Origin of the sequence: Pseudoalteromonas sp. P1-8, from assembly GCF_001399985.1 — a bacterium.
GTDB lineage: Bacteria > Pseudomonadota > Gammaproteobacteria > Enterobacterales > Alteromonadaceae > Pseudoalteromonas.
The window spans coordinates 405,034-417,367 of sequence record NZ_LJSO01000001.1 but is presented as its reverse complement, the minus strand read 5'-3'; the positions used below and the strand labels follow the sequence as shown (position 1 = coordinate 417,367).

The 12,334-nt window shown below is 41.0% G+C and carries 10 protein-coding genes; all 10 read left to right on the top strand.

The window, feature by feature from the left end:
* Window positions 1-22 precede the first annotated feature (22 nt).
* On the top strand, window positions 23-2,848 hold the full coding sequence (gene ileS / locus AN213_RS01845; protein ID WP_055020955.1) for an isoleucine--tRNA ligase: 2,826 nt from the start codon (window positions 23-25) through the stop codon (window positions 2,846-2,848).
* A 9-nt stretch (window positions 2,849-2,857) separates the two neighbouring features.
* The gene (gene lspA, locus AN213_RS01840) at window positions 2,858-3,358 is read left to right on the top strand and encodes a signal peptidase II (RefSeq protein WP_054561910.1); all 501 of its coding nucleotides are present in this window, start codon (window positions 2,858-2,860) and stop codon (window positions 3,356-3,358) included.
* Window positions 3,355-3,795 carry an FKBP-type peptidyl-prolyl cis-trans isomerase gene (gene fkpB, locus AN213_RS01835; RefSeq protein WP_055020954.1) on the top strand — a complete coding sequence of 147 codons (441 nt, stop codon included), beginning with the start codon at window positions 3,355-3,357 and terminating at the stop codon, window positions 3,793-3,795. The genes lspA and fkpB overlap by 4 nt, the downstream gene beginning before the upstream one ends.
* A complete protein-coding gene (gene ispH, locus AN213_RS01830; protein ID WP_054561908.1) occupies window positions 3,795-4,724 on the top strand; it encodes a 4-hydroxy-3-methylbut-2-enyl diphosphate reductase in 930 nt (309 codons plus the stop codon). Before fkpB ends, ispH begins: the two co-directional genes overlap by 1 nt.
* A gap of 38 nt (window positions 4,725-4,762) precedes the next feature.
* Window positions 4,763-5,788, top strand: a complete 1,026-nt coding sequence (locus AN213_RS01825; protein WP_055020953.1) for a sensor histidine kinase — start codon at window positions 4,763-4,765, stop codon at window positions 5,786-5,788.
* Window positions 5,785-6,495 (top strand): LytTR family DNA-binding domain-containing protein, encoded by a 711-nt coding sequence (locus AN213_RS01820; RefSeq protein ID WP_327077757.1) that lies wholly within the window; start codon window positions 5,785-5,787, stop codon window positions 6,493-6,495. Before AN213_RS01825 ends, AN213_RS01820 begins: the two co-directional genes overlap by 4 nt.
* A gap of 183 nt (window positions 6,496-6,678) precedes the next feature.
* Window positions 6,679-7,233, top strand: a complete 555-nt coding sequence (pilV, locus tag AN213_RS01815) for a type IV pilus modification protein PilV (protein ID WP_054561906.1) — start codon at window positions 6,679-6,681, stop codon at window positions 7,231-7,233.
* A 1-nt stretch (window position 7,234) separates the two neighbouring features.
* The gene (locus AN213_RS01810) at window positions 7,235-8,224 is read left to right on the top strand and encodes a PilW family protein (RefSeq protein WP_055020952.1); all 990 of its coding nucleotides are present in this window, start codon (window positions 7,235-7,237) and stop codon (window positions 8,222-8,224) included.
* Window positions 8,212-8,694 carry a hypothetical protein gene (locus AN213_RS01805; protein ID WP_054561904.1) on the top strand — a complete coding sequence of 161 codons (483 nt, stop codon included), beginning with the start codon at window positions 8,212-8,214 and terminating at the stop codon, window positions 8,692-8,694. The genes AN213_RS01810 and AN213_RS01805 overlap by 13 nt, the downstream gene beginning before the upstream one ends.
* A gap of 13 nt (window positions 8,695-8,707) precedes the next feature.
* Window positions 8,708-11,833 (top strand): PilC/PilY family type IV pilus protein, encoded by a 3,126-nt coding sequence (locus tag AN213_RS01800; protein ID WP_055197043.1) that lies wholly within the window; start codon window positions 8,708-8,710, stop codon window positions 11,831-11,833.
* Window positions 11,834-12,334: the final 501 nt, after the last annotated feature.

Genomic DNA, 12,334 nt, shown 5'->3' with positions numbered 1-12,334 from the left:
GCCGATACGGAAAGTAGGATTAATGAGCGACTACAAACATACTTTGAATTTACCGGAAACAGCGTTTCCAATGCGCGGCAATTTGGCACAACGTGAACCAAAGATGCTTAAGACATGGTATGAAGACGATCTTTACGGTCAAATTCGCAGCGCTAAAAAAGGTAAAAAAACCTTCATTTTGCATGACGGTCCTCCGTATGCAAACGGTGATATCCATTTAGGCCACTCGGTAAACAAAATTCTTAAAGATATTATTGTTAAGTCAAAAACTTTGTCTGACTTCGACGCACCTTACGTGCCGGGTTGGGACTGTCACGGTTTACCAATTGAATTAATGGTTGAAAAGAAAGTAGGCAAGCCAGGCGTGAAGGTGTCTGCTGCTGAGTTCCGTGAAAAATGTCGCGCATACGCAAAAAAACAAGTCGAAGGTCAAAAAACAGACTTTAAACGTCTTGGTGTATTTGGTGACTGGGACAAGCCTTACTTAACAATGAACTTTGACTTTGAAGCGAATGCAATTCGTGTACTTGGTCGCATCATTAAAAATGGTCACTTACACAAAGGTGCTAAGCCTGTTCACTGGTGTACAGATTGTGGTTCAGCACTTGCTGAAGCGGAAGTTGAATACCAAGATAAACAGTCTCCAGCAATCGATGTGCGTTTTCAGTTTGCTGATCAAGATGCTGTAATTAATGCGTTTGAACTTGCTGAAGGCCATGAAGGTACAGGTGCAGTTAGTACAGTGATCTGGACGACAACACCTTGGACATTACCAGCTAACCGTGCAGTAGCGGTTCACGAAAAGCTTGAATATGCTCTTGTTCAAATTGATGATGAAGGTGCACAGCAACGTCTAATTTTAGGTTCTGAGCTAGTTAAAGATGCTATGGACCGTTATGGCTTCAAACATTACCACGTACTCGGTTATGTAAAAGGTGCTGCACTTGAGAACTTACAAGTTGCTCACCCATTCTATGACTTCACAGTGCCTGTGATTGTTGCTGATCACGTAACGACTGATTCTGGTACTGGTGTTGTTCATACCGCACCTGGTCATGGTCAAGAGGATTTCGCGGCAGGTCTTGCTTATGGTTTAGAAGTAGCTAATCCGGTTGGTGCTAACGGTGTTTACTTACCTGACACACCAATGTTTGCAGGCCAGCACGTATTTAAAGCGAATACGAGCGTTATTGACGTATTAACTGAGAACAATGCGTTATTGCATCATCATGCGCTTACGCACAGCTATCCACATTGCTGGCGTCATAAAACACCTATTATCTTCCGTGCTACGCCACAGTGGTTCGTAAGTATGGACCAAGCTAACCTTCGTCAAGATTCATTAAGCGAAATCAAAAAGACTGAGTGGTTACCTGAGTGGGGCGAGAGCCGCATTGCAAACATGGTTGAAGGCCGTCCTGATTGGTGTATTTCACGTCAACGTACATGGGGTGTGCCAATTGCATTATTCGTTGATAAAGACACTGGTGCGCTTCACCCGAACACACAAGAGCTTATCGAAGAAGCTGCGAAATTGGTTGAAAAATCAGGTATTCAAGCTTGGTATGACTTAGACCCAGCTACTTTACTTGGCGATGACGCTGAGCAATACATGAAAGTACAAGATACGCTAGATGTATGGTTTGACTCAGGTGTTACTCACGCATGTGTGGTTGATGCACGTGAAGATTTAACCGGCCCTGCTGATCTTTACTTAGAAGGTTCTGATCAACACCGTGGTTGGTTTATGTCGTCAATGATGACATCGGTTGCTATTAATGGTCATGCGCCATATAAGCAAGTGCTAACACATGGTTTCACGGTTGATGAAAATGGCCGCAAGATGTCTAAATCATTAGGCAACGTAATTTCGCCACAAAACGTGATGAACAAACTAGGTGCTGACATCTTACGTTTATGGGTTGCATCAACTGATTTTACAGCTGAAATGACTGTATCTGATGAAATCTTTAAGCGTTCAGCAGACCGTTATCGTCGTATTCGTAACACGAGCCGTTACTTACTTGCGAACTTAAATGGTTTTGATCCAAAAACTGATCAAGTTGCTATTGAAGACATGGTTGAGCTTGACCGTTGGATTGTGGGCCGTGCAGCTGAACTTCAAGATGAAATCTTAGCGGCTTACGACAAGTATCAAATGCTACTTGTAACGCAAAAGCTAATGAACTTCTGTACTGGTGAGCTTGGTTCGTTCTACCTAGACGTAATCAAAGATCGTCAATACACAGCGAAAAGCGACAGCCACGCGCGTCGTTCATGTCAAACTGCGCTTTACCATATTGCTGAAGCAATGACGCGTTGGATGGCACCGATCTTAAGCTTCACCGCGCAAGAAATCTGGGAAGCATTACCAGGTGAGCGTGACAAATTTGTATTCACTTCAGTGTGGTACGATGGCTTGCAAGCCTCTTCACAAGGTAAATTCAGCAACGATGATTGGTTAACAATCCTTAACGTGCGTGATGAAGTAAACCGTGTACTAGAAGCAGCTCGTAAAGAAGAAGTTATTGGTGCAACTCTACAAGCAAACGTAAACATTTATGCAGGTGAAGAGCTAAGCGCGAAATTAGCTGCATTAGGTGATGAACTGCGCTTTGTACTATTAACGTCAGGCGTAACCGTTGAAACTGTGACTGCACAGCCAGAAGATACGCAAGCTACAGAAATTGATGGCTTATACATTAAAGTTGCTGCAACAACCGCTGAAAAATGTGAGCGTTGTTGGCATTACTGTGATGATGTAGGTGCTGATCCTGCTCACCCTGAGATCTGTGGCCGTTGTGTAAGCAATGTTGATGGCGATGGTGAACAGCGTCAGTTCGCATAGGAGTTGTTTGTGAGCAAACTAGCCGGAAAAAGTGGCTTGGTTTGGTTATGGCTTAGTCTACTACTTTTGGTAGTAGACTATGCGACAAAATCACTTGTCGTTAGTACCATGGCCTACGAAGAGTCGATTGATATTCTGCCGTTTTTTAATTTCACTTATGTACATAATTATGGTGCAGCCTTCAGCTTTTTAAGTGATTCAGGTGGCTGGCAGCGTTGGTTCTTTAGTTTGATTGCAGTGTCGATCAGTGTGCTTTTAGTGTGGTGGCTGAAACGCTTACCAGCGTCTAATAAAGTATTATGTTCTGCTTATGCGTTAGTATTAGCCGGTGCGATTGGCAACTTATACGACCGCATAGCTTATGGCTATGTCATTGACTTCCTGCATGTATATTACGAAAACTGGCACTTTCCTGTTTTTAATATTGCCGATTGTGCAATTTGTATTGGTGCCGCATTACTTTTATTTGATGCCTTCACAGGCGAAAGTCCTAAGGAGCAACAAGCATGAGCCAAGCTGTAATTGGTGAAAACTCTGAAGTGATCTTTCATTTCTCAATTAAGTTAGAAGATGGCTCAGCAGCCGATTCAACCAAGGTACATAATAAACCTGCAAAATTGCGAATGGGTGATGGTAGCCTGACAGCAAACTTTGAAAAGTGTTTACTCGGTTTAGCGGCTGGTGACAGTAAGTCATTTGCATTAGAGCCTGAAGATGCATTTGGTCAGCCAAATCCAGATAACATTTATTATGTTGATCGCAGCAAGTTTGGTGCAGACACTCCTGCTGAAGTAGGTAATATCATTGCCTTTACTCAGCCTGATGGCACTGAGCTTCCGGGTCTTGTTCGTGAAGTCCAAGGTGACTCAGTCACGATTGACTTCAACCACCCTCTTGCAGGGCAGCGATTAACCTTTGAAGTTGATATTTTAGAGGTAACAGGCTAATGGACATTTTATTAGCAAATCCACGTGGCTTTTGCGCAGGTGTAGACCGTGCAATTAGCATTGTGGAGCGTGCACTGGATATCTTTGAAAAGCCAATTTATGTGCGCCATGAAGTCGTTCACAACCGATATGTTGTTGATGGCTTAAAAAATCGCGGTGCTGTGTTTGTTGAAGAGCTAGATCAGGTTCCTGACGACAGCATTGTTATCTTCAGTGCGCATGGTGTATCGCAGGCAGTTCGTAGTGAAGCAAAACGCCGCGACCTTAAAGTGTTCGATGCCACTTGCCCGCTTGTGACAAAAGTACATATGGAAGTAACACGCGCAAGTCGTAAAGGCACTGAATGCGTGTTAATTGGTCACCATGGTCATCCTGAAGTAGAAGGCACAATGGGGCAGTACGACAACGAAGCGGGTGGTATTTACTTAGTAGAAACCCCTGAAGATGTTGCTGGCCTAACGGTTAAAAACCCTGAAAACCTGTTTTACTGTAGCCAAACGACGTTATCTGTAGATGATACGGCAGATGTGATTGATGCACTTCGTACTAAGTTTCCGGCAATTGATGGCCCGCGTAAAGATGACATTTGTTATGCTACGCAAAACCGTCAAGATGCAGTCCGTGACTTAGCAGATAAAGTGGATGTGCTGCTTGTAGTAGGGGCTAAAAATAGCTCTAACTCAAATCGTTTACGTGAACTTGCTGACAAAATGGGCACCACTGCTTATTTAATTGATGATGCGAGTAATGTTGAAGCGGATTGGTTCAACAGTGTCAATACAGTGGGTGTGACTGCGGGTGCATCTGCACCAGAAGTTTTAGTTCAACAAGTAATTGCTCGTCTAAAAGAATTGGGTGGTAATCAAGTTGTTGAAAATCCTGGTGAAGAAGAGAACATAGTATTTGCCGTTCCTGTTGAGCTACGCTAATCTAAGCAAATAGTAGTCAACAGTTAAAAGAGGAGCCCATGAGCAAACAGCCTAATTCTAACGGCTTGCTGATTGCGGCTCTTTTTCAATCTCGCGGTGTCCTTGCCACACTGATCGTCAGCCAAGTCATCGCTATTTTGCTCGCCTTCTCACCCATGAGCTTAGGTGATGTTTGGTTACGCCTTGCTATATTTAGTTGCTTTTTACATCTAATCTTTCTTTCAAGCTTGTCGTTACTGTATGTGTGCCGAGCCTTACTTACAAAGCTGTCACATTCAAAGCAGCTATTCATTCTGATATTCACGTTACTGGCATTAACGTATGTTTTTAGCTGGCTGTTTTTGTCAGTGTTTTCAGATGTGTTCGCTATGGAGTCGAGGTCGAGTTTTATTGTCAGCAATTTACTGATCATATTTTTAGTAACGGCGCTATTTAGTCAGTTTTTGCTTATTCATAATCAAAAAGAGCAGCAAACGAAAGCGTTAGCGCAGGCTGAGCTTGATGCCTTACAAGCAAGAATTCGCCCCCACTTTTTGTTTAATAGTTTGAACACTGCTGCTGAGCTTACACATTACGATGCTGACGCGGCTGAACAAGCAATTTTAGCGCTGGCGGCGCTGTCGCAGGCCGCAATGCGCAGCGGTAAAGCCATAAAGCTTGCTGATGAAATCACTTTGTGTAGGCAGTATGTAGCCCTTGAGCGTTGGCGCTATGGCGAACGCCTAGCATTAAGCTGGCAATTACCTGGCGAGTTGCCAGACATTGATATTCCGTGTTTAACAATACAGCCAATTATTGAAAATGCGGTATTTTATGGCGTCGAGCCAGCAGAGCAGGGCAATATTTCTGTTGAAATGCATCAGTCGGATAAAGCTTATACCTTTATTATAACGAATCCTGTAGCTGCAGAAGTGAATAACTCACGAACAGGAAATGGGATGGCACTGGATAATATTCGCCAACGTTTGGCGCTTTTCTATCAACAAAAAGCGCAACTTACGACGACTATCCGTGAGGGAATTTTTAGAGTGAAGTTGGTTATACCAAAGCAGAGGGGCGCATGATAAAAGTATTGATTGCTGATGATGAGCCTTTAGCAAGGGCGCGTATCAAACGTTTATTATCTACTAATGAAGATTGCACTATTGTTGGTGAAGCCAATAATGGTGAGCAAGCAATAGCGCTTTGTAAGCAGCTCCAGCCCGATTTAGTGATGCTTGATATTAATATGCCTAAGCAGTCTGGCCTTGAGGTGGCTGCAGAGCTAAAACAGTTTCCACTTCCTCCTGCAGTCATGTTTTTAACAGCGCATTCAGAACATGCATTAACCGCATTTGAGCTCGCTGTTGATGGCTATTTAGTTAAACCTGTGTCTGAGCAGGCATTAGCTAAAGCAATGGCACAACTGAGTAAACTAAATCGTACTCAAATAAGCCCCCCTGAAAATAATTACATTAGTTATCAACTTGCAGGTGTAATACGACGAGTCAATTTAGATGATGTGGTTTGCTGTATCGCAGAGCAAAAATATACCCGAGTAGTGTTTTTTGAAGGTGAGGCACTTGTTGAGCAAAGTTTAAAGCAACTAGAGCAAACCTATCCGCTGCAGCTACTTAGAATTCACCGAAATACACTTGTGAATAAGCAACATATTGTTAGCCTTAATAGCCCATCTTCAGGTGGGCATACAGTTACAATGAAGCAGTTTGAGGAGCCTTTGGCAGTTAGTCGCCGAGAGCTTAAAAATGTTAAAGCTGTAATGGGTAAATAATAAAAATTCTCAATACAGCAGCTTATCTCCTAAAGTCCCAGCTTCTTTATTATTCGCGACTTGGTTCTGAAGAAAGTTAAAGTGCCGTTTATCGCGCATTATGACCGCTTGTCCATATACAGATTGTTATTTATCTGTGTCGTAATACTCTTACGGTATGTAAAAGTATCATTGAACTTCACCATGATTAAACATTCTGAGCAGAACGGCTTTACGCTTATTGAAGTGCTTATTGCTTTTGTTATTTTGAGTTTTGGTTTATTGGGTGCCGTGGCCTTACAAGCTAAAGCAAAACAAGCTAGCTTTGATTCAATGCAGCGTGCAGCTGCTGTGGCACTTGGTAATGACATTATCCAGCGTATGCGAGCGAATGACTCACCTGGCTTTGCTGCGTTATACAATGGCACTTTCGATAGTGATACAGCTCTAAACACGAGTTTGAGTTGCTATAACTCAGCATGTAGTGCTCAGCAATTGGCAGAATTAGATAAACAACAGTGGGTGCGTGCAATTCAGGCTCGTGAAAACACCGGCGCTTTAGACGATGCAACTGTGTGCATTAATAGTACTCCCGTTGCTGCAGGCAATGCTAACGAATTTAATATTGAGGTTGTGATCAGTTGGCAAGGCCGTCAAGAACTTAGTGCTAATAAAGATACAGCTGCAATTGATTGTGGTTCTAAAGGCGATAAGCGACGTTTGATTGTTCTACAAAGCTATATTTATTTAAGGTCTTGATATGAAAAAGCATAATGGATTTACTCTCGTCGAGATGATGGTTGCTTTATTCATCGGAGGTGTGGTGCTCGGCGGGGTGATGTTTACCTATATAAGCATGAAATCAACAACTCGTGACACGATGACAATTGGTGAGCTACAAGAAACTGGCAGACTGGCTATGAATATCATGCAACGTGATATTGAACAGATTGGTTTTTGGGGCACGTTTTATGAAGACTCTTTCTCAGATGCAAATACAAACAGTTTAGGAAATCCTGGCAATGATTGTTCAGAAGGCCTTAATAATGGCAGCTTTCCAGATACAGCTGCAACCAGTAACTTTCGCTCTGTTTATGCAGTGCAAACAACCACTAGCACGGCACTTGGCTGTATTACTAATGTTGAAAAAAACACAGATGTTTTACAAATTAAGTTTTTAGAAGGGCTACAGATAAGGCCAAATCAAACCAATAATAAGTATTACTATTTTATCGCCGAGCAAGAGCTTGCTGAGTTTCAGCGCGGCCCAATCGCGGCAGCAGCTGTAAATGGTAATGCAACGATTTGGCGCTATCGACATCATGTTTATTACATAACAAAGCAAACCTACCCCATTAATGATCAAAGAGTGTCTGTTCCTTTACTTAGACGTAAACGCTTAACTCCTTCTGGGGGCATGACAACTGAAACGGTTATGGAAGGGGTAGAAAATATGCACTTTGTGTTTGGTCTTGATACTACAAATAACAGTCGTGTTGATACATATAAAAGTATCAGCCAAATGACTAACACTGATTGGGAAAATCGCCGTGGTATTTTGACAGTGCAAGTATTCTTACTTGTGAGATCGCTTTTACCAGATTCAAACCTTAAGTCAAAAAATCAAACTTATACATTGGGTGAAGACGCAAATAGCCGCGTTCTTACATTTGACGATAACTACCGACGCGCACTATTTACGACCACTATCCGCTTGAACAATGTTGGAGCAAATTTATGGCGCATTTAACCTTGCAAAAGAAACAACAAGGGGTGGTGTTAATCGTTGCTTTGATTATGGTGGTAGCTGTTACAGGTATTGCCGTTTCTTTGATGAGTAGTAGTAGCATAGATATTAAAATTACTAATGCAGCCCAAGAGCGAGAAACAGCAGAAAATGAATTAATAGGAACTGTTCAGCAAGTTATTGCAAACGAAGCCGCCGCGGGTGGCGACAGTGCATTTTTAATGAAAGCGGCAGAAATTCCTGATGGTGGCTATGCAATGGGAAAGGTTGGCGACGCAACCAATACGATGACAAATTTAAATAACGGTGTTCTTGATTTACCTTGTCCGCGTAAATTTAACTTCACTGCAGGTATCTCCTGCAACATGGTTCAAGTTGATACCACCATTACCTATGGCACTAAAAGTAAGCATACTTTGACGATTACAACAGGGGTTGCCCAGGAAATGGCGAGCCTGAATACGGGTGGTTGATAAGAAGGTCGCTATGAAAAGTCTAAATTTATTACTTTGTCTTTCAGTCGCTTGCTCTCTATTTTTGGATAGCAAAAGCTATGCCGATGATATAGAGCTGTATGTTAATTACGATAAAGACCTTACAGAAAAAGGTCGTGTAATATTTATTTTAGATACATCTGGAAGCATGATGCAATCTGCTAATACAGGAGACAAATGTTTTCACCCGACCGATCGTTATTGGTTTCCATGTCCTGACAGCCGGATGAAGGTAGCAAAAGATACAATCATAAAAACAATAAATAATAACCCAGACCTTGATTACGGGTTTGTGAGGTTTGCGCATAATCAAGGCGGGTATTTTAGAGCCAAAGTTGGCACAGAGCATAAAAAGTTAAAATCAATTATAAGCGATACGTTTGCTGGTGGTTCCACGCCTATTACTGAAACATTGTGGGAAACATACATGTACCTAACTGGGCAAAATGTTGATTTTGCAAGCGTTATAGATCCTTCGTTGCGCGATACTTCGGCAGAAATTGGTAAAAAATATCTTTCTCCTTTTGACTCTAGACTCACAAAAGATGAACGTTGTGATAACAGTGTGAATGTTTTAATTATTACCGATGGTTCCCCTTACTTTGATGATGCTAGAAATAATGAAATAGATTTGTTGCACCGGCAATTTTTTGGAAAGCCCGCAACGCCTATCCTTGATGATTACAATGCAAACAGCTACTTAGCAGCCCTTGCTAAAGTTATGCATGGCACAGATGATGTGGACATAGACATATTTCCAAAAACGGCGAAGATTAAAGACAAGGTATTTATCAATACAATAGGTTTTGGTAATGGGCTTTTAGAAAGAGGTGAAGCATTACTAAAAAAGGCCGCGAATGAAGGGGGGGGAAGCTACTTCAAAGCAGAAAACCCAAAAGAATTAGCTGATTCTTTAGAGCAAACATTTAATGGTCTTAGGGCTGAAGTTGGAACTTTTACGTCCCCTTCGGTGGCTTCGAATAACGCTGATCAAACACGTAGTAGAGATTCATTATACTACACAATGTTTTACCCAAGTACCAGCGCACGCTGGCGCGGCAATCTGAAAAAATTAAAAGTATCGGGTGATACTATCGTTGATTTTAAAGGTAATCTAGCACTAGATGAAAATGGGCAAATAAACAAAGATGCTCACACCTTTTGGCCAGACGGTAGTAGTGAAGCTGACGGCAATGCTGTTGAATATGGAGGAGTCAATTCATATTTATCTCAACAATCAAGCATACCGAATAAAGACAGGAAGGTTTTGACAAATGTCTCTGGTGGTCGAATGCTTCCATTCACTGACTATAGGGTCATTATCCATTACGGAAATCGTTTTAAAGCTGCAGAGGATTTTGAGTCTGATCCAGATGAAGTGTTTGATCTTATTGACTGGTCTAGAGGCCGCGATGTGGATGATGAAAATAGTGATGGTTCAACCGATGATACCCGTCCAAATATCTTTGGAGATCCGCTTCACTCAAAGCCAACAACAATCGATTATGGCAACGATGACGTACGTATTTTGATTGGGACCAATGCAGGCTATCTGCATATGTTTCAGGATAAAAATGATGTACTCAAGGAAAGCTGGGCCTTTATACCCCGAAGCTTGTATAAAATTATTAAACCTCTTCGAGATAATAAAGAAGGGGTTAAAGTTTACGGTATAGATGGGTCTATGTCGGTTTTCTTTGATGATGGAAATAATGATGGTGTTGTAAATGGCGCTGACAGAGTTTGGGTGTTTTTTGGTCTAAGACGAGGTGGAACTGAGTATTATGGCTTGGATATTACAAAGCCAAATTCACCTAAATTGATGTGGAAAGGGCCAATAGTTGGTGGGCAGGGAGACTTTAAAGAGTTAGCACAAACTTGGTCTAAGCCTTCAGTAACGTATATTGACATAAAAGGTTATAGAGATCGCCCACTGTTAGTTTTTGGTGCAGGTTATGACCAAAATAAAGATAACTCGAATCGTAGTAACGATACTAAAGGGCGGGGCATTTATATCGTTGATGCTGAAACGGGTAATAAAGTGTGGGCTTTAACGCCATCAGAAAATGGATTCAAGGGTAAACACAGTATTGCCTCAGATATCAGTCTGTTAGATTCAGATTATGATGGCTTTATTGACAGGTTATACGCTACTGACACTGGAGGAGATGTTTGGCGTGTTGACTTGCCATCTGACAACCCGAAGGATGCAAAGCAACCTTGGACCCACTTTAAATTTGCGAGCCTAGGTGGTGAGGGTAAGAGCCAAGATAGACGTTTCTTTTATAACTCAACTATTGCACGAAGTGTGTTTAGCAAAGTCTCAAAAGCAAAGATTAATGGTAAAGTAATTACGGCACGTGTAGATACTCCTTTTGATGCAGTGTTAATTGGTAGTGGTAACCGAGCAAAACCGAAATCTTTAGAAACTAACGATCAATTATTTATGATTCGAGATGAAAACACTGTTACACAGTCTTTCATCGGTAATGCACCTGATCATATTACACAAGCTGATTTAATGAATGTTAATTCAGACCCTTTCGGGAAAGTACTTGATAAGGTTGATGAATTTGTCAAACTTGAGGTTGAGTTAGCCCAGTTTAAAGGCTGGTATTACAACCTTCAGTCTGCAGGTGAAAAGTCTCTGGCAGCTAGTACTGTGATTGGTGGGGTTGCTTATTTTACAAGTTATACTCCTCCTTCATTAGAAGATAAGGTAAATGAATGTGAGGTTGTAAGTGGTGTCGGAAGCCTATACGCATTTCACCTTCATTACGGTACAAAAATATATGATAACTTGAAGTTTAAGACAGGCACAGATGTACCAGACACCCCAAAACTCTTTTTTGGCGAAACTGACAGCTGTAAAGATACAAACGGCAATGGTTATTGTGATGACTACGAAGGTGAAATTGAGCAAATAAAGATAAGCCAATTTATGACTGTTGGACCCAAAATCGTAGGTGAAGAAAGCCCATTTAAAGTCAAAGGGGTAAATGGACCCGGTTTAACTATTGAAAATGGAGAGATAAAATTAGTGAGTGATGAACCTCTTGGTTTTAAAGTTCAACAAACTTACATATATAAAAAAGAAAAGAACGACAGAAGTCACTAGATTAAATAACATCCTTTTTTGAACACTGGTTTTATGAGTTTTTGAGTATTTATTTTCTCAGTCACCCGTTTTATAAGCTTAACTTGGGTGAACTCATTGTCAGTGTTTTTTCTATATTAAATTAATATTTCTATTCTCTATTAAGTTACTGTTTATTTTTTACTTTTATTTTTATTTTCACTGTTTTACCAACCCATTCAGGATTATTTTTCCGGTCGTTTTTTCTTATTTCTCTTTTATGCTCTAATTATTTTTTTTATTATTAATTTAGATAAGAAAAGTGTGGAATAGTAGTAGCTTTTTATTATAATAATTATAGTGTGTTTGAATTTTATAAATGCTTTTTAGCCTTTTTATGGTTCTGTATAAGTATTGCAGCAACTCAAACATAAGGGTGTTGTAATTTATCGCACTGTTAAGGTTTTCAACTGCTGCAGAAAATCACAAAGCAGAAGTTCGGCAATAACAAAGCTAATCGCTAAATTAATAGCATTAAGGTGA